Source organism: Streptomyces sp. NPDC003011 (assembly GCF_053591515.1).
Genome location: NZ_JBSFTY010000014.1, coordinates 41,556 through 59,429, shown reverse-complemented (window position 1 = coordinate 59,429; position 17,874 = coordinate 41,556). Strand labels below are relative to the sequence as shown.

General features: G+C 71.0%; 14 protein-coding genes and 1 pseudogene. 4 read left to right on the top strand and 11 right to left on the bottom strand.

From position 1 onward, the window contains the following. Positions 1-353 precede the first annotated feature (353 nt). Genes ACWD0J_RS10165 through ACWD0J_RS10120 form a run of 10 tightly spaced genes read right to left on the bottom strand, consistent with a single transcriptional unit; the run spans position 354 to position 13,324 of the window. Complete coding sequence (locus ACWD0J_RS10165) at positions 354-1,271, bottom strand: replication-relaxation family protein (RefSeq protein WP_451495306.1); 918 nt, start codon at positions 1,269-1,271, stop codon at positions 354-356. Continuing rightward, the gene (locus ACWD0J_RS10160) at positions 1,268-3,901 is read right to left on the bottom strand and encodes an ATP/GTP-binding protein (RefSeq protein WP_451495305.1); all 2,634 of its coding nucleotides are present in this window, start codon (positions 3,899-3,901) and stop codon (positions 1,268-1,270) included. The genes ACWD0J_RS10165 and ACWD0J_RS10160 overlap by 4 nt, the downstream gene beginning before the upstream one ends. Continuing rightward, positions 3,877-4,527 carry a hypothetical protein gene (locus ACWD0J_RS10155; protein ID WP_451495304.1) on the bottom strand — a complete coding sequence of 217 codons (651 nt, stop codon included), beginning with the start codon at positions 4,525-4,527 and terminating at the stop codon, positions 3,877-3,879. The genes ACWD0J_RS10160 and ACWD0J_RS10155 overlap by 25 nt, the downstream gene beginning before the upstream one ends. Then, positions 4,524-5,636 carry a C40 family peptidase gene (locus tag ACWD0J_RS10150; protein ID WP_451495303.1) on the bottom strand — a complete coding sequence of 371 codons (1,113 nt, stop codon included), beginning with the start codon at positions 5,634-5,636 and terminating at the stop codon, positions 4,524-4,526. Before ACWD0J_RS10150 ends, ACWD0J_RS10155 begins: the two co-directional genes overlap by 4 nt. A 35-nt stretch (positions 5,637-5,671) precedes the next feature. Beyond that, the gene (locus ACWD0J_RS10145; RefSeq protein ID WP_451495302.1) at positions 5,672-8,452 is read right to left on the bottom strand and encodes a hypothetical protein; all 2,781 of its coding nucleotides are present in this window, start codon (positions 8,450-8,452) and stop codon (positions 5,672-5,674) included. A 1-nt stretch (position 8,453) separates the two neighbouring features. After that, positions 8,454-8,795 carry a hypothetical protein gene (locus ACWD0J_RS10140; protein WP_451495301.1) on the bottom strand — a complete coding sequence of 114 codons (342 nt, stop codon included), beginning with the start codon at positions 8,793-8,795 and terminating at the stop codon, positions 8,454-8,456. Further along, positions 8,792-11,482 carry an ATP-binding protein gene (locus ACWD0J_RS10135; protein WP_451495300.1) on the bottom strand — a complete coding sequence of 897 codons (2,691 nt, stop codon included), beginning with the start codon at positions 11,480-11,482 and terminating at the stop codon, positions 8,792-8,794. Before ACWD0J_RS10135 ends, ACWD0J_RS10140 begins: the two co-directional genes overlap by 4 nt. Continuing rightward, complete coding sequence (locus tag ACWD0J_RS10130) at positions 11,479-12,063, bottom strand: hypothetical protein (RefSeq protein ID WP_451495299.1); 585 nt, start codon at positions 12,061-12,063, stop codon at positions 11,479-11,481. The genes ACWD0J_RS10135 and ACWD0J_RS10130 overlap by 4 nt, the downstream gene beginning before the upstream one ends. Further along, the gene (locus tag ACWD0J_RS10125; RefSeq protein WP_451495298.1) at positions 12,060-12,398 is read right to left on the bottom strand and encodes a hypothetical protein; all 339 of its coding nucleotides are present in this window, start codon (positions 12,396-12,398) and stop codon (positions 12,060-12,062) included. Before ACWD0J_RS10125 ends, ACWD0J_RS10130 begins: the two co-directional genes overlap by 4 nt. Beyond that, a complete protein-coding gene (locus tag ACWD0J_RS10120) occupies positions 12,395-13,324 on the bottom strand; it encodes a conjugal transfer protein (protein WP_451495297.1) in 930 nt (309 codons plus the stop codon). Before ACWD0J_RS10120 ends, ACWD0J_RS10125 begins: the two co-directional genes overlap by 4 nt. 625 nt (positions 13,325-13,949) lie before the next feature. Here ACWD0J_RS10120 and ACWD0J_RS10115 point away from each other — a divergent pair. The 4 genes and pseudogenes from ACWD0J_RS10115 to ACWD0J_RS10100 form a co-directional block, all read left to right on the top strand. Further along, a pseudogene (locus ACWD0J_RS10115) lies at positions 13,950-14,995 on the top strand (hypothetical protein); the annotation flags it as partial. Continuing rightward, positions 14,992-15,144 carry a hypothetical protein gene (locus tag ACWD0J_RS10110; protein WP_451495296.1) on the top strand — a complete coding sequence of 51 codons (153 nt, stop codon included), beginning with the start codon at positions 14,992-14,994 and terminating at the stop codon, positions 15,142-15,144. The pseudogene ACWD0J_RS10115 and the gene ACWD0J_RS10110, both read left to right, overlap by 4 nt. Before the next feature lie 85 nt (positions 15,145-15,229). After that, positions 15,230-15,778: a hypothetical protein gene (locus ACWD0J_RS10105; RefSeq protein ID WP_451495295.1), complete on the top strand. Its 549-nt coding sequence runs from the start codon at positions 15,230-15,232 to the stop codon at positions 15,776-15,778. Between the two features lie 165 nt (positions 15,779-15,943). After that, positions 15,944-16,390, top strand: a complete 447-nt coding sequence (locus ACWD0J_RS10100) for a DUF6234 family protein (RefSeq protein ID WP_451495367.1) — start codon at positions 15,944-15,946, stop codon at positions 16,388-16,390. Positions 16,391-16,596: 206 nt separating this feature from the next. On the opposite strand, the gene ACWD0J_RS10095 is transcribed toward ACWD0J_RS10100, so the two are convergent. Next, positions 16,597-17,499: a replication-relaxation family protein gene (locus tag ACWD0J_RS10095; protein WP_451495294.1), complete on the bottom strand. Its 903-nt coding sequence runs from the start codon at positions 17,497-17,499 to the stop codon at positions 16,597-16,599. Between the last annotated feature and the right edge of the window lie 375 nt (positions 17,500-17,874).

The following is a 17,874-nucleotide window of genomic DNA, read 5'->3' as shown; positions in this document are numbered from 1 at the left end:
CTTTCGTGGGGAAGAGGTTCGGGTGGAGGAAGGTGCGTGGCCAGGCCGCGGTACCCGGTGCCCGTGTGCCGGGACTGCTCTCGTGGTGGGGCGGTCGCCTCACTGGGCGGGCGAAGACGTCGGCCATACGGTGATCACGTCGCCGTCGAGGGTCACGTGCCTGCCGGGGAACTGTCGGCGCACCATGGTGAGGTCATCCAGATCAAAGTCACCGGCCCCCTGGACCACCCAGGCGCTCCCGATGCGAGACACCTCCCGCTTTCGGGCGGGCCACCCGTCGTCACCGCAACGCTCGCATGCTCGGGAGCGGTCGTTGGCTGCGGCGGCAGCCGGGCCGGTGTTCTGCTGCGCCGTCACAGTGCGGTCCACGGCCGCGGTTCGCCGCCGGCCAGCGGCACCCAGACGTCGCCGGTTGGACCATGCTGTTCGAGGTCGTCCAGAACGGCGGCGCCCAGCGGCACCTGCCGGGCCAGCGCGCGCACGAGCGGGTGCTGCGCCACCATCGCCTGCAAGTCGCTGATCCGGTTGTCCAGGACGTACCGGGAGGCTCCGGTGAGCACGAACAGGATGCGCGGGAAGACGGGGTACCAGCGCAACCACGTCGGGCCGGCGAGAGCCGAGGCGACGCGCGAGCGCCGACGGCCAGGCTGCTGCGGTGCGTGGGACCACAGGCGCGCGTAGTCGATCAGTTTCACGGCCAGACGCTCGCTGCTCATGGTGGCGCGGTCGACTTCGACGAGCGCCCGCAGCTTGCGGCGTTCATCGGCGTCAGCGGTGGTGTAGTGGAGGACTGCGTCGGCCACCACCCGCTCGCCCTCACCGATCGAGTGCGAAACCTCCGGGGTCCAGTCCCAGGGGCCGTGTTCGTCGTGCCGGCGGCGGGCATCGGCAGCGAAGGCCAGGTAGGTGCGCAGCACAGTCAGGGTGTGCGGTGTCCGCAGGGAAGCGGCTGTGGCTGACGTGATCGGGTACGGCGGACGATCGCGCAGCGCGGGCCAGTCACGGGTCAGCCGGGCGCCTTCAGCAGTGAGATACCAGGCGCGGGTCCGGTTCGACTGGGGCAGCACGACGTAGTCGGCCAGGCCGTGCAGCGTCTTCAGCGGGACAGAGAGGACGAAGCGGGTCGCATCCGGCCGCAGAAGGAGCAGGAGCTGGCTGGTGGTCGCCATGCGGTGCTGGGCGAGCGCCGCCAGGATCTGATGCCGTAGAGGTTCGGCTGGACTGGGCACCGGCCTCAACGTCATGAGTCCCCCGGTCTCGGCGGTGGTCATGTGTATGTCTCCTTCTTCTTCAGCTGCACGGTTGGCGAGGCAGCGGCCGTGCGCGACGCCAAGAAGTCGCTCACCCGGCCCAGTTGTTGCGCGGCGCGGGCTGTGAGCTGGTCCAGCGGCGCGGCGCCGGCCATCGCACGGGCGGCGCGTTCCAGCGCTGGCGCGTGGTGGGGGCGGGCGTAGTCGGCGAAGACCTCATCGAGGTGCGGGCCGGTGATCTGGACGGGTCCGACGCGGCGGCCTCTGACAGTCAGCGACATGTAGTGCTCGAAGCGGTCCAGGGCGGCGACGACGTCCGGGCCGGGTGCATCGCCCCATTCCGCGGTGATCGGAGTGATCGCGGACTGTGATCCGGCGGTGGACGCCAGGGTGGAGGCGTTTTGGACCAGGGACAGCCGCACGGGGATGGGCAGGCGGGCCAGGAGCTGGGTCATGCCGTGGACGTGGACTTTGTACTTGCGGAAGTCCTCGAACATGCTCGCGATCGTCTCTGCGGCGGCGCCGGTCAGGGTGATCAGCTCGTCGAAGTACGGGCGGAAGGGCACCCGCTGGGCTTGGGGGGTGTCGCGGCGGGAGCGCACGGCGCGCAGCAGGTCCCGGGCGAGCAGTGCGGTGAGCAGCCGGTCGGTGGGTCCGTTGCCGCCCGGGCATACCCACACGATCATCCGGGTGTCCATGGCGGTGCGGATGTTGTAGTAGCCGGCCGGCTGTCCGAGGAATGCGCGGGTGATGGGGTTGGCGGCCAGGCGGGCGATCGGGTTGAGGACCACGGCGAAGGAGTCCGTGGGCAGTGTGGGGAACACCGTCTGCCACCAGGAGCGCGTCTCTGCGTCCAGACGTCCATGCACCCCGGCGAGTGCCGCAGCGCGGAAGTCCGGATCGGTGAGCAGCGCCCGCACGTGGAGGACCGTGGCCTGGTCCTGGGGGCGCCCTGCCTGGCAGGCGGCTTCGTTGACGGCCGCCAGCACGGTGAGGGAGGCGGTGAGGATGGTCAGTGCGCGGGGTGCGCTGGCGTCGTCCCAGCCGAGGGCGGACGCGAAGGCGTCCGCGGTGGCCTCGACGACCTCGTGCGCCACCTGGCCGTGGTGCATGCCGAGCGGGTTCCATGAACTCACCCTCGGAGCTGGTCCATGGGCGTTGAGGTCGACGAGCGCGATCCGGTCCATCAGCGCGTCGTGTGCCAAAAACGGCAGAGCGCGGGGCCAGGAGTCGCGGTGCGGGTCGACGAACATGAGCCCGCCGCCGGCATGCGCCCAGCCGATCGCCTGCGCCAGCGCGCGTTCGGTCTTGCCGCCGCCCGCCTTGCCCACCCCGACCTCGAACAGTGTCTCCTTGGCGTAGGTGGCAACCAGACGTCGGCGGCCGTCGGGGCCGTGGTAATAGCCCTGCAGCAGCAACGCGGGGTTGTTGAACTCGAAGGTCGGCAGGTCCCCGGCGAGCAGCGGCAGCCGGCAGTGCACCGTGGGCGGCTTGAGCAGCCCGGTCAGTTCCTCCAGCCTGACCCAGTTCGGGCGGGGCGGCTGGCAGTGCCCGAGCGTCCAGCGGCGCTCGAAGCCGCGCCGGCTGGGCCACCGGTCCGCCCCGAACCGCCACGGTCCCACCCGCCACCCGCGCATCGCCCACCGCGAGGTGCCGCCGAACACGTCGAGCGCGGCCTGCATCTGGGCGAGCCTGGCCTCGGCCCGGCCTTCAATGTTCGACGCGCACATCACCAGCAGCTGCACACGCACCAGATGGTCATCATGGGCGAGCTTGCCCAGCGCTTCGGTCGGCTCGACCCGGCGGGGGACGGGCGGCATCACCAGACGCCCCCCGCCCCCGCCACCACCCTTTTTGCCGCTGACCAACTGCTGCAGCTGCCATGTCAGCGAGTCCTCCACACCGGTGGCGTCCTGGCGCACCCACCGGGCAGCGCGCTGGGCCTCACGCCGCTCTTTGCGGCGCGCCTCCGAGATCAGTTGCATGCGCCGCGCCCGCAGGACCCATTTGGGGGCCCGCTGAATGTCGAGCCGTATCTCGGCCAGGTCGCCCAGCTCCGCCCGCAGGTCGCAGACGGCATCGACCAGGGGCTGCAAGGGGTCCGGATCCAGCGGGACGTCTCGCAGTGGGGCTGTGGGTTTGCCGCGCAGGATGAACTCCGCCCGCACCAGATGCTTACGCGGCTTATCGGCGAGGGGGCGGGCCCGGTTGACGGTGACGGCCGGCCCGAACGGTGTGATCGTCAGCAGGCGTTCGCCGCCGGGCGGGCCCTCGATGCGGTACCGCAAAGGGCGCGAGCCATCGGCGCGCAGGCGGATCTGCACCGCCTTGGTGCGGCGCGGCGCCCACCAGGGCATGCTGGTGGAGGCCCGGGCGAGCTGGACCCCGCGGCGGAAGATTTCCTCCAGGCCGGGGTCGAAGTGCCGTGACGGTACGAGCTCCAGTGCCATCCGTCCGGCCGAGGCCTTGCGGGCCATGCCCCGCACCACCACCTCGCCCGCACCTCCCAGGACGAGGGCGGCCGCGGCCACCAGCCACCAGTAGGTGATCACCCAGCCAGCGGTGTGAACGATGCCCGACAAGAGACCGAGCACCTGGTCGGATGCAGGCACCAAGGCCTGGTGTTTCAGGTACGGGGCTGAGGCGTCCACGTGAACGCTCCTTTCGACGTCGTGCGGGTGAAGTACCAGTCGGTGATGCGCCGGTCGGTGTAGGTGCCGCCGCGGTCGGTGCCCGCCCACACCAGGTGCACCACCGCCCGGTCCGGGCCGCCGCCGCGGCGGGCGACGGCGGCCTGGATACGGAAGCGAGTGGTGTCGAACGCCGGTGCGACGGCCTGGTCCGGGCCGCCGAAGATTGCGGGCCACCTGGTGCGGCCGATGCCGGTGGCGTCCGCGCGCAGCAGGTCACGGCCGGCCGCGAGGAGCGTGCGCTCGTCGCCGTCGGCAAGGTCGGCGGGCCAGGCAGCCTCCAAAGACTTCTGGATGACGGCATCGCTGGCCACGCCCTCGCCGCGCGGCGGCAGTTCGGACGCGCTTGCCGTCTGTGTTGGCGCGGTGGAGGCAGTGGCCGCCTGCGCGCGCGGGCTGGCCTGCGCGGTGCGGCTGCTGGGAGCGGCTGTCGTGGGGTGCGTAGGAGGGACGGTCGCGCGCGGTGGTGCCGAGGTTGCGGGTGCGCTCGGCGGATTCGGCGCTGTCAGCAGGATCGTCCCGGCAACGGCCAGAACCACGGTGGTGATCAGCAGCAGGCGCGGCGAACGCGCCGGGGAGGTGGTCACAGCAGCCGGACCCCTCCCGCGTATCCCGGCATCGCGTTGACCGCGTCCAGGCGGACAACCGTGCCGGGGCGGGCGGCGTTGATCATCTGACCGCTGCCCAGGTAGATCCCGACGTGGTAGATCGTCGCGTCGTATCCGGGGGCGTCGGCGTAGAAGACGAGGTCGCCGGCCTTCAGTGCTCCGGTGCCGAGACCGGCGGGTATCCGCTGGCCGACACCAGCCTGCGCGGCCGCGGTACGGGGCAGGCGGATGCCGGCCTTGGCGTACGCGTACACGGTCAGCCCGGAGCAGTCGAAGCCCTTGATCTTCGTGCCGCTCTTGCCGCTCGGCGAGCAGCAGATCCCGGTCGACGTGCCGCTGGCGTTGCCGCCGCCCCACGAGTAGGGGACACCGCGCTGGGAGAGCGCCGCCTTGATCACGGTGCGGACCTTCCCGGACACGTTCTTCAGGTCCGGGTCCTTGGCGGCCGCCGTGTACTGGTCGATCCAGCCCAGCACGTTCGAGACGTACTCGGCTGAGTGGTTGTACTGGAGGATCGCAGCCCCAAGCTGAGCCCGCTTGGTCAAGTCGCGTCCGCTGCCGCACAGGTAGATCGCGGCGCCGAGGGCGGCATCGTCGGCGTTGTGCGGGTCTGTCCGCCTGTCGCTGTTGCCGTCCTTTCCCACGCCGTCCCAGGTGGAGGGCAGGAATTGAAACGGTCCGACGGCGCGCTCCCCGCTGGCGGTGCCGTCCCACTTGCCACCGTCGGTGTCAGGGAAGACGGTGGTGTTGCCGCCCGCGCCGGAGCCGTTGAGGAGCACTCCGTAGATGCGCGGGCGAATGTCGCCGCCTGCTGTGACGCTGCGGCCGATGGCGTGGTTCGACTCGACCTTGGCGATCCCGGCCAGGACCGGCCAGCGCATGCCCTGGCACTTGGGCACGTACTTCCCGACCTGCTGGACGGCCTTCTTGTAGGCGGTCAGCATGCGCGCCGGGAAGTCCGCAGCCGAGCCGCCGTCGGCGATCCCGTCGACGTCGCCGGTGCCGGTCTGCAGCGCGACGTAGGCGCTGATCGCGTTCGATACCGGTGCGGCGCAGCACACGGCGGCGAACAGGAGCAGTGCCACCATGCAGCCCCACCGCCTGATGCGACGCCCGGGCGGCCTCACCCCTCCTCACCGTCCTCACGGTTCTCGTCGTCCCGTCGGCGCGCCCGCTCGGCCTGCTCCTGGCGCAGGCGCTCGGCCTCGGGTGCGGTCCGCCGCAGCAAGTCCTGCATCCGCTCCCGCGCCTGGTCGCGCGTGCTGTTGCGCGCGCTGCCCACCCCGGGCAGGAAAGGCCCGTCCGGGATGTTGCTCGCCGGAGGCTGGGGGCCGCTGCTGCTTTGGCGTATCGAAGGGGACGTGGGCGGAGCAGCCGGTGCTGGGGCGGTGCCCTGAGGGCGGGTGGTGGGTGCGCTGGTGGGCGCGGAAGGCGGGACGGTGCCGCGCGCGCCGCCGGACGCCGCGGGGCGTCGAGTGGCCGCGGCTGGCGATGTCGGGGTCGGCAGGCGGAGGCCACCGACCGGGCCTTGCCCGCTGCTGTCACCAGGGGGCTGGTGCCGGACGCGGGAGACGTGGCGTGCTGTGTCGCCCCAGGCCCGCACGTCTTCGCGCACCGTGTTCTGCCAGACCTGCCGCTGCTGGCGGGCGTCCTGCCGGTACTGCGATGCGCCTGCCCGGGCACGGTGCACGTTTGCCGGCAGTCCGAGCGTCGCCCCGTACGCGGTCCTGCCGGCCCGGTGGAGGATGCGGTAGCCGCGCAAGCGCACCAGATGGTTGTGGGCACGCGTGGACAGCAGGGTGCGGTCGGTGTTCTGGTCGTGCAGCACCTGACCCGAGCGGGGGTCGACGACCTGGCCGTCCTCGTTGCGGTAGCGGTCGGGCGGCCCGCCGGGCCTGCGCGGTCCGCCACCGCCCTCACTGCCTGCGCCGCCCGGTCCGTCGTCCGGGGAGCCGCCGGAGCTCGGTCCGCCAGTGCCCGGGTCGCCGCCGGCGGTGGGCTTACGCCACCTGCCCAGCTGCTCCCAGTCCGGCCGCTTGCCGATCAGCAGCCAGTGCGCGCCCTTGCCGCCGAGCCGTGCGCCCAGCCCGCCCACGGCGGCGGCCGCGGTGAGGGGTGCGAGACCTCGCCCGGCTTCGGCGCCTGCGTCCGCGAGTATCCGGCCGGTGTCCACCGGCATGCCCGCCCCGTCAGCCAGCGACGTCAGCGCCCCCATCAGGCGCTGGCGGGTGCCGAGCAGCCCGAACCGGCCGCCCCCACCGGTGAAGGCGCGCAGGCTGCCGCCGTATCCGCCCATCGCGGCGGGGGAGTTCATGGCGAGCGCGGCACCGAGCTCCGAGGTGTCGCCGGGCAGGTGGGTGCCGCCGACCTTGGCGTAACGCATCCGCATCGCCATGCGCTGGCCGAAGGACGCGATCCCGGTCAGCAGACGGCGGTGCCCGGCAGCGCCCGCGATGGCCAGCACGTCGATCAGCAGGATCCGTTCCACCATCAGGTCGGGACCGTCGGTGAGGGTGGCGTCGAGGGCGATCCCGAAGAACGGCACGAACGCGCAGATCCCGACCACGGCCAGCACGGAGACGCCCCAGATCGACAGCCACTTCCACACCGACTGGCGTGCGGGCCCGGGCAGCATGCCCGCGATGAAGGTGACGCCGCCGGCGGCCGCGGCCGCCGCGCACACGCCCTGGGTGCCCAGCAGGACGATCGCGCTGGACAGCAGCATGCCGCAGATGAACAGAGCGGCGATCAGCAGCAGGGCGGCGCCGCCGACCCGCCACCACGTGGGCTCCTCGGCGTAGGCGGCACACGCTTTGCCTACCTCCCCGGCCTTCTTCAGGTCGGCGAGGAAGGCAGCGAACTGCTGGTCCTCATCGGTGACGATCGCGGTGGGGGAGTCCAGGAGCTCACCCCCGGGCGTGAGTTCCGGCAGACCGCCGCCGGCACTGCCCGCGCTGCCGCGCTCACAGTGCTGCTTGGCCGGACCGTAGACCAGGCTGCAGGCCTTCTTCCTGTCCTGCGGGGTCTCGCCGGCCCGGTATCCGCCGGTGATCCACTTCAGGTGGACGGCGTAGGCCTTGCGGTCGGCAGCCGTAGTGGGGTCGAGGATGCGCCCGTACTGCAGCAGCATGTACGGCCGGACGATCAGGGCGTTGGTGATCGAATCCTGCAGAGGGCGGGCCACCTCCGCCGCGGAGACCGGTCCTTCGCCTTCCCGCTCCAGGCATTTGGTCTCTTGCATGCCGGCCATGCCGTCGCAGGGGCCGCGGCTGGCGAGCTTGCCGCCCCAGTCGTAGGAGTTGACACTCTGCTGGGCCACCTCGGCGCCCACCTGTTGGGCTTGCCCCAGCGGCCCGTCCTGGGCGAGCAGGTAGTCAGGCCGGACGAACGCGGACGCGGCCAACGCCCCGATGAGCAGGGTCAGGAACATTTCGCCCAGACCACGGCCGACCCGACCGCGCACGATCATGAACCCGGTGAAAACAAACGCCCAGGCCAGCACAATCCCCTTCACCCCGAGCGTGTCGACGACCACCTCGGCGTAGGCGTCGGCGACCTTCTGCGCCGGGCGGGTGAGGATCTTCAACAGCGGAAACCGGAAAGCCACCTCGATCGCCCACCCGGCCAGGCCCACCAGCAGCCGGATCAGGGTGAACAGCCCGGACATGGCAAAGGCCAGGGCCTGGGTTTTGAAGGCGACGAGGGAGCCGCCGGACGCGTTCAGCTCATACCCGTCGATCGCCACCCCCTCGGAGGAGGTGATGTTCAGCGGTGCCAGGAGGTCTCCGGTCTCGCTGTTGCTGCCGGCCGCGTACACGACCTGGGTGTTCACGATGAGAAACAGACCCGCAAGCAGTGCAACCAAGCCTGCCGAGCGCAAGGTGGCGCGGTCTGGACGGACCATGTCAGGGCCGCCCTTGCCCGGTGAAGGTGCGGCGCCGCGACAGTATGAGGGCGGCCAGGCCCGCGCCGAGAGGCACCAGCCTCCAGGCTGCCCCGGCAGGGTGTTCGGCGTAGGCGGAGGTGATGGTGCGGCGCTCGCAGTGGGCCTTGGCCGGACCCGCGATCAGACCGCACGGATCCTCAGCTGGTCGGGTGGTGAAGGCGTGCCCGGTGCGGGGCCACCACGCCTCCGGCAGGCTCATCCCGACGGCCAGGACCAGCACACCGACGGCGACAGCCACCATCGCGAGGATGCTCGCGGCCGCACGAAGACGTACGGCGCGGTCCCAAGAAGAGGAGATCATCGCAACGGTTCCTTCAAACGGGCCTCGGCGGCTTCACCGGCGGGCGCCCCGGACATGGCAGGAGCGGCAGTGCTCGTGCGGCGTCCGGGTGTGGTGGTGATGGAGGTGGTGATGCGCGGGATGCGGGGGACGACGACCTTGACGCGGCCGGTGTTCTGCCGCGGGCACGCGATGAGGAACTCGCCTTCGCGGCCGCGTTGTCCGACGGGGGACAGGCCCGTGGTCACCAGCCGCAGCAGCTCGGAGTCGTTCGGGTCGAGGCCGAGGAACTCCAGCCCGCGGCGGGCGCGTTCGCGGTCCGCGGTGCGGGCGAGCGCCCGGTAGGCCATCAGCCCGCGGTCGGGACCGAGTTCGGCGGCGTCGTGCGAGCCGGCGATCAGGCCCGCGCCGTGCTTGCGGCCGTCGTGGAGGATCTCGTGGACCAGGGCGGTGCCCTCGGCCGACGAGGTCAGCCAGTACAGCTCGTCCAGTACCACGGCGGTGAACCGCTCCGGGTCCTCGAACGCGGTCTGCCGGGCGATCGCCGCGATCAGGTAGAGGACCGCGCGCCCGATCAAAGCTTCCAGCGGCTGCTGATGCAGGACCTCCGGATTCTCGAACGCGGCCTTGGGCGGCAGCCTCAGACCGGCCGTCGTGATCACGCTCATGTCGGAGGCGCTCGAGGCGTCCAACCGCACGGGCGGCAGGTTCGGGTCGAACACCATCGCGGCGAGAGGGTTACTGGCCACGACGCGGATGAGGCCGGCGAGGGTGGCGGCCGCGTCCTGCCGCTTGCCCACCTCGCGCTTCGCCATCTCCTGAAGGACCTGGAGCACGCGGTGCATGGACGGCCGCTTGCTGGCGGCGGCCTGTTCGACGGCGTGGTGCAGGACCTCCCCGTTGGTGCTCATCGGGCCGATGCCGAGCTGCAGAGTGAGGTAGGACAGGGCGTAGTGACGGCCTTCGGGCCCGGCGAACATGCGCAGCGGGTCGATGGACACCTCCGCCTGGGCGGCGTCGATGATCTGGCAGCGGCCCGCGGCAGCAGTACGGGCAAACTTGGCCCATTCCCGCACCGGGGTGCGGTCGATACAGATGGCGACCCCGCCGCGCGCCCACACCGACTCGGAAATCAACTTCTCCAGGACGCTCTTGCCGGCGCCGAGATCGCCGATGATTCCCATGGAGGCGGAGGCGTCCTGCTTAGGCGCGTCCGCCACGTTGATCATGACGGGGCGGGTGGTGCCGCAGTCCAGGTCGAGGCCGAGGAGCATCCCGTTGGGGTCGCCGACCTCCGCGGCGGTGAACGCGCCGGAAAGTGCCCAGTCCTCAGAGACCTGGTGCTGGGTGAACTCCCGCACCACACCGGGCCGGACGGTGCCGGGCAGCCCGAGGGTGAACAAGGCCTCCTGCAGCCCGGCGGGGCGCACGGCGCGGTAGTCGGCGCCGCCCAGCAGTGCGGCCAGGGCCCTCGCGCGGGCGTCGCAGACGGCGGCGGTAGGCCCCCACACTGTCAGCACCGTCACCGACTGGACCTCGACCTCCACGCTGGTGCGTGACAGGCGCGCGTCCAACTCATCCAGGTCGCGGGCGGCGTCGGTCAGCGAGGCGGGCATGCCGGTGGGACGGGCGTCGTACTGGTCGGCCTGGTCGATGAGTTCGTTCTTCTTGCGCCGCACCTGATCCCGAGCCTTCTCCGCCGCCACCAGCGTGAGGTCGACGGTGTAGTCGACGGGGAAGTCCAGGCTCTCCAGCTGCGCGAACAGGTCGGCGGCGTCCTGGCTCACGGCGGGCGGGCACTCAGCCAGTACCAACTGGGCCTGGTAGCCGGTGCCGGTGTCGGATTCGACCTGCAGCCACCGCCGCCGAAGCGGGGAGGATGTGTTGAGCCGCCACCAGGCATTGCGGCCCGAGCGCGTGATCCGGTCTGCGCCCGCCAGGTCCTCGGCGTCATCGAGCGCAGGATCGATGCCGCCTTCCTGGAGGCGGACCTGGCCGAGGTCGGCGTAGCTGGGGGAGTGCAGCACACCGCTGCGGATCTGCCCGCCGTACAGGTTGCTGGTCTCGGCTTCGGTGAGCAGGGGTTCGGCCAAGCCGCGGTGCAGGGCGTGCTGGATCATCCACACGGTCTCCGCCGGGCGGGCGGGCCGGTAGGCGACGCTGCCGGCGAGCGCAGCTTCCACCCGGGCCGCTTGCTCGCGGTAGGAGGTCACCTCGCGTTGCGCCACGGGCGTGGCCCGCATGCCCAGCATCGGCGCGACGTCCGCCCAGGCCGCGCCGAGCGACGCGGTCACCTGTCCGCCGGCGGCGTCGTTGTGCAGCGGCACCGCCAGCCACAGCGTGCGGCGGTGCATCTCCTGGCCGTCCAGCAGATCCAGCGTCGCTTCGACGTTCTCCACCCACGGATGCGTAGCGCCGGAGGGCTGGTCGCCAGGCTCGATGCCCTCGATCATGCGCAGCGCGATCTCGCCCGGGTCGACCTGTGCGCACAGCCCGAACAGGCGCGGCGCCCCCGTCAACGAGCGGATCAAGTGTGTGACCTTCGCGAGCTGCTCGTCACGGACTGCGGGGGGCACGTAGGTGCCCTGGACGATCTCCTCACGCTGTCCGCGCGCGTCCGGGCCCGGGTGCAGCCGGTAAAGCGCCCACACGCTGCCGTGTGTCGACCAGGCGAGGTGCCCGGCGATGTGACGGACCGGCACCCTCATCGCGCACCCCCCGCCTGTCCGGCGAGGGCGAGCAACTGCTGCACACCCGACACCGGCGCCACGGCGGGATCGGCTGGTTGCGTGCGGCGACGCCGCGCCAACGAGCGGCCCGCACCCGGACGCGCGTCCGGGGACGGCGCCCGTGCGGCACGTGGCCGAGCCGCACGGGGCGGCGTGGTCTTGTCCGTGGCGGGGCCTGGTGCGTGCGCATCCTCGATCGTGAAGCCGCCGAGCAGGGGGCGGGGAGCGTGGTCGCGGGCGGCGCGCCCGCCGATCCGTCCTCCGTGCGGCTGCCACACCAGGAGCATCCAGCCCAGTGCCGCCTGCAGCGGGGCACGGCCCTGGATCCGTGGCCGGCGTACCGTCCAGATCGTCAGCACCCACGCAGCGATCGGGACCGGGCCCATCCACGACCACCAGCTGATGGTCTTGACCAGGAGCAAGCCGCCGCCGACAGCGACCATGATCTGCGCGGGCGTGTACGGACCCAGCGGGATCCTCCAGTCGGCGACTTTGCCCAGCACCCAGGGGTGGCGGCGGGCGGCGGTGTAGAAGCGGCTCACCCGCCCCGCGGCGGTCACAGCGCGCCTCCGGCACCCTGGCCGCCCTGCCGCGTGACAGGCGCGGACTGGACGACGGCGGGGGCTCTGGGCGCACCGTGGGCCGGGTTTTTGACCTCGTCCTCGAACATGTCGGCGAGGTCTTCGCGGGAGTCATACAGCCCCAGCGCGATGATCATCAGGAGCAGTGCGCCGATCCCGGCTTTGAGGCTGAAACGCTGGATCATGATGATGACGACGAGGCAGATCAGCCCGGCCTGCAGCCCCTTGGCCGCCCAGTCCTCCAGCATCGCGATCCACGAGTCGCCGAGGTCGTCCAGCTTTCCGGCGAGCATCAGAGTCTGCACGCTGTTCACCGGGCGCCCCCGTCCTGGGCGGTCCCGGACTCGAGGGCCGCAACGTCCCACCGGCCCGAGCGGGCCGTGAGGGTGAGCTCGTACGCCAGCGGCCACCGCCCTACGTCATCTCGGGCCTCGACCGCCGCGTATACGCGCACCGTGGTGCCGTCGGCCGGCACCTGCTCGGCGGCCGCGGCCTCCTCAACGGCTGACAGGTGCTGGACGGTGAGCGTCGTGTAGGGGGCGGGGGAGAGGACCGTGAGCTTCACGCCGGGCGCCAGATAGCGGTCGACCTCGCTGGCCGCGGTCAGGAAGGCGGCAAGGAACTCCTCCACGGTGGAAGCCAGATCACCCTCGGGGACAGCCACCCGGTACGGCGACGCGGGCACCGCGGCCCGGGCCGGACCGGCCACCACACCGGGAGCACCCGTCACCGTGAACGAGGCACCCCTGCGGTCCGCGGCCACCGGCACGGCGAAGTACCGCACCGACCCATCGGCATACTGCGCAGCCACCGTCACCGACCACGCGTCCTGCGAGCGCTGCGCACTGCGCACCGCCGCAACCGACTGCAGCGCCGGCTGCGCATCCGCGGCCGGGTCGGGCAGGCCGACGTCCGGCGCCATCGACTGCGCAAGCCGCGCCTGCGCACTCGTGGCGTCATCAACGCTGCTGCGCAACCACACGCTCACGAACAACTGCGCATAGCCGCCCGGATCGGCGGCAGCCGCGCTGCGCACGACGGCGGGCCTGGCAGAGGTGGCTGCCTGAACCGTGGTCGGGGTGGAGGCAACGGCAACGCACAGGGCGATGGGGCCGGCCGCGATGGCGGTCCACACCGCCAGGCGCGAGAAGCGGACCCGGCGCCGCATGGCCTCCAGCCCGGCGCCTTCCGCTATCGGCGCCACACCCTTGCTCTGCGAAGCCTGCTTGCCAGGGGACATCATGAACTCCCAGGTCAGATCCGTCGTGGCTGACCTCGAGAAAATCCGCAGACCCCGACCAGACCACCGACCACGAGAGCCCGACCACGGTCACGATGGGGACACGAGGCCCGTGGTCGGGGCCGTGGTCGGACCACGACCCCGACCACGCGGCCGGCCGGGACCAGCGGCGTCCCGATGACGACCGCTGCGAGCGGGACCCGTGCGACCTGGAACCGGCCCTGCGCACCGAGGCACCTGGGTCTGCGCACGAGAAACCCCAGACCTCCGTGGGCGGACTGCGCAGCCGATGCATGCTGCCGGATGACTGCGCAGGATCACGTCCCGATCGCGCAGCCTGGCCGGGCAGCCGGGATGCACAGCCGCTGCGCACCGGGCTGAAGGAGCGTGGTCAGGGCCGACCACAGACCCGACCACGGCAGCTAGACGGCCTCCGTTGCCGGATCGTGACCGGTGGTCGGGGCTCATGGTCGCCAGCCTGGTCGGGGCCGGCGGGTGAGCTGACACGTATGGAGCACACGCACGCTTGCGCAGCCACGACCGCCGGCCGTCTCAGTGCGGCGGGGCCGGCGTGCTGCCCGGGCCGCCGTGCGCAGCTTGCTGGGGCAGCACGGTGGTGAGCCGCTTCGGGGCGGGGATCCGCAGGGGCGTGATGGCAGGCGATCAGTTCACGCAGATCGCCAACGCCCTGTTCCGCGACACCCAGCTGTCGTTCAAGGCCAAAGGCATGTTCGGAATGCTCTCCACGCATCGGGAGGGCTGGCGGATGACCGTCGCGGACATCGCCCGCCGCGGCCGGGACGGCGAGGCAGCCGTGAAGAGCGGACTGAAGGAGCTGGAGAAGCACGGCTTCCTGGTCCGCGAGCGCGAACGTGATCATGACAGCACCCTCGGCGCGGCCGCCTACGTCATCACCGACCTGCCTGCCCTGCAAAACCCCAGGCCGCAGCCAGAGTCGGGTTTTCCACCAGTGGATAACCCTACGTCGGTTAATCGCCCCACTAAGAACACCATCGTTAAGAAGACCGACAAGCAGAAGACCCACCCCATCCGTCCGTGCGGCCGCGACGCAGCCGCACGCACGAACGGCGGCCCCTGCGAGGCGACCACGGTGTCGGCACCGCCGCCCGCGGCAGACGACATGCATCCGGGAATCCGACTGCTGCTGGAGATCGGGGCGAGCCGCCCTGAACTTCTGCTGACCGGCAAGCCGCTGACCGACCAGCGGCGGGTGGTGACCGTCATGCCGGACGCCGGCTGGAGTCCCGCGCAGCTGCGTCACATCATCACCGCCCGGCCTTTGCCGCATCCGGTACGTACCTCGGTCGGCGCGATCACCGCAGCCCGGCTCCGTGCCGCCCAGGCCTACCCGCAGCCCGGCATCGCGGCCAGCCACCACGACACGCCTGCCGGGGACGACCCGCGGCCGACCACCTCCGCTGCCGCACGCACAGTATGCGAGGCCCTCACCTACCGCGCCCTGGTCGAATGCGCCGGCTGCGGCGTTCCCGGAACCGCCCCTAGCGAGGACCTCTGCCGGCCTGCCTCGGCTGGCCACTGTGCCGCACCTGCCCAGGCCCCACTTTCCGCCGCGCCCGCCCCCAAGGAGACGGCCGCTGCACCACGTGCGCCTCAGCCCTGACCAACCAGCCGGAAAGCGGCAGCCCATGACAGACCCCCTCCGCACTTCACCGACCGCGGTCGCCCGTCACGAGCGGCCCTCGTTCCGCCCGCACGCCCGGGCCCGCGAACACCCCCGCGGCACCGTCCGCCGCGCTGCGCCACCGCACATCTGCTTCATCCAGGCCGCCGACGGATGAGACCGAAAAGAACTGAAGCCGCGTCGGCGAGATCGGCCAGCGCCGGACCCACGAGCGGCACATCACGCTGAAAGGACGCTTTCTCATGTCGCAGCCCCAGCCTGGCCCCGCCGCCCGCACCGCGGACGTCTACTTCCTCTTCGCCCACGAGCCGTACTACCCCGGCCCCGGTACCCGGGAGATCAACACGACCCTGGTGGCCGCGAAGTCCCTGCTTCATCCACACGTGCGCCAGCCCGACGGCGCCCGGATCCACTGCCTCCTCACCCAAGGGCACGCGCCGGGCGAAATCGTTCCGCTGGCCACCCTCACCCACGGACTTGACGGCGGCGCCGACTGGCCGACGATCGGCGACGGGGAGGCCGTCACCACCGACCTGCTGCAGCTCGTCTACGACGGACAGTGCGATGCCCTCAGTCTCGGCTTGCCGGGAATCGCACGTGCTCTCATCTGCACGGGACCACAGAGCCAGGTACGCACCTTCGACGCCGCAGGCGACGACTTCATCATCTACGGAGCGGCAGAGCGTGCCGACGTCCTGGAGGGCATCGGCGGATTCCTGGCCGGCCTCGTAGCAGAAAGGGAGCTCTGGCCCGGCGAGGGCCTGCTCGCTCCGCTCTGCCGACGCGCGTGATCAAGAGGATCAGACTTCCCCGGTACCCTCGTACGAGCGAGCGCGTTCCTTTTGCAGCTCAAGGGCAGGCCATGAGGTTTTGCAGGGGGCTCAGCTCCGCCACGACTGGGTCTCGGCCTGGTGAACCTTGATGTAGTGCATGGCCTGACGTACGAGCGTGTGACCATGCGCTCGAACCGGGTTCGCTTACCGCGCTTGCTGGGCAACGATGGCTGGCCTGGAAAGCCCTCAGACTCGCGAAGCGACGGGTTCGCGGGTGGCTGCATAAGCCTGATCGTCTTGCTCATCGAAATCCCGGTCGCCCTTCTGCTGGGGCTGACGTCGGTCATCCGGGGATGGGGCCGTGCGGACGAGCAGGCCGTGGCACCCCCGATGGACTGGGTTCCGCTCCTGTGGCTCGGCGGGTTCACGCTGGGAGTACTCGTGATCGCCGTCATCTTCCTGTACGCGGCACATCCGTTCGCAGGCGCGGTCCAACTATTCGTGGCAGCCATCGCACTGCTCTTCACGATCGCCGCTTGGCACAACCAGTACGAGCGTGCCCATCCGCCTCCGCTCCCAACGAAGGCCGGGCTGTCGCACGCTCCTCCGCACCGCGTGACGGACCGGTAGGACCCATAGCGGCGGATGCCGAAGCACAAAGCCATCCTGAGAGCCCGGTCACAGGTTGGGGCCTCGCCGCGCCGCCCGGCGCTGCCCTTGCGAAGCACTGCATCAGCCGGAGCCGCTGATGACCGGCGGGGAGGGCGTCTCAGTCCTCCCCGCTCAGCGCCTCTCCTCCATTGATCCGCAACGGTGGATCTGACGAAGTGGAGTCATTACAGGTCGGTCCACGGGCGGGGCTTGCCGCCGGTCAGAGGGACCCATACGGGCTGGGCGGGACCGTGTTGCTCGATGTCTTCCAGTACGGCGGCTCCGAGCGGGACTTCGCGGGCGAGGGCGGCGACGAGCGGGTGCTGAGAGACCATGGCCTGCAGATCGCTGATCCGGTGGTCGAGCCTGGCCCGGGAGGCGCCGGTGAGCACGAAGAGGAGGCGGGGGAAGACCGGGTACCAGCGGAGCCATGCAGGGTGTGCGGCGGCCGGTCTGCGGCGGCCGACGGGCTGGGCTTCGTACTGGAGCAGGCGGGCGTATTCGATCAGTTTCACGGCGAGGCGCTCGCTGCTCATGGTGGTGCGGTCGACCTCCAGGAAGGCACGCAGCTTCCACCGGTGATCGCCGTCGATGACGGTGTAGTACATGACAGCATCGGCCACGATCCGTTCGCCTTCGCCGATCGAGTGGGACACCTCAGGTGTCCAGTCCCACGGGCCGTGCTCGTGCCCCAGCTGGCGGGCGTCCGCGGCAAAAGCCAGGTGGCACCGCACGACGGCGAGGGTGTGCGGGGTCTTCAGGGAGGCCGCCGTGGTTGAGGTGATGGGGTAGGGAGGCCGTCCTCGAAGGACCGGCAGATCTCGGGTCAGACGTGCGCCTTCCTGTGTGAGGTACCAGGCGTTGGTACGTGAGCGGTGTGCATCCGGAAGTAGGGTGCGGTCGACGAAACCGTTGGAGCGCAGCTTGTTCAGCACGCGGGACAGCAGCTGTCGCGTGCCGTCCGGCCGCAGCATCCGACGCAGCTGGCTGGTCGTGGCGATGCGGTGCTGGGCGAGCGCGGCCAGCACCTGGTGGCTTAGGGGTTCAGCTGGGCTGAGGGCCGGGCTCGTGGCCAGGGTGCTGGTCATGCGAACTCCCTCTCATTCCAGCGGCGCGAGAGCCGCAGCCGCATCTTGAACGGAAGGTCTCGCGAGATCGACAGCGGTGGCAGTCGGGCTGCTCGTGCCGCGTTTTCGGTGCCGCAGCCGCGGCATGTCCAAGCACTGCTCATGGGGGTGTTCCTTCGCGGGCTGTGGTGGTCTTCCGTCAGAACCTTCGGTTGCTGACGAGGAAACCGGCGGGCCCCGACCAGATCTCCGACCACAGAGCCCCGACCACGGTCACAGAATGGAAACGGCCTCGTGGCTTGCCGCGTGGTCGGCGGCCCCACCACGGGCCGTGCCGACGCGTAGTTCGTCTCTGTGAAGTCCGGTGACCCCACCGGCCAGGCCATCAAACGGACT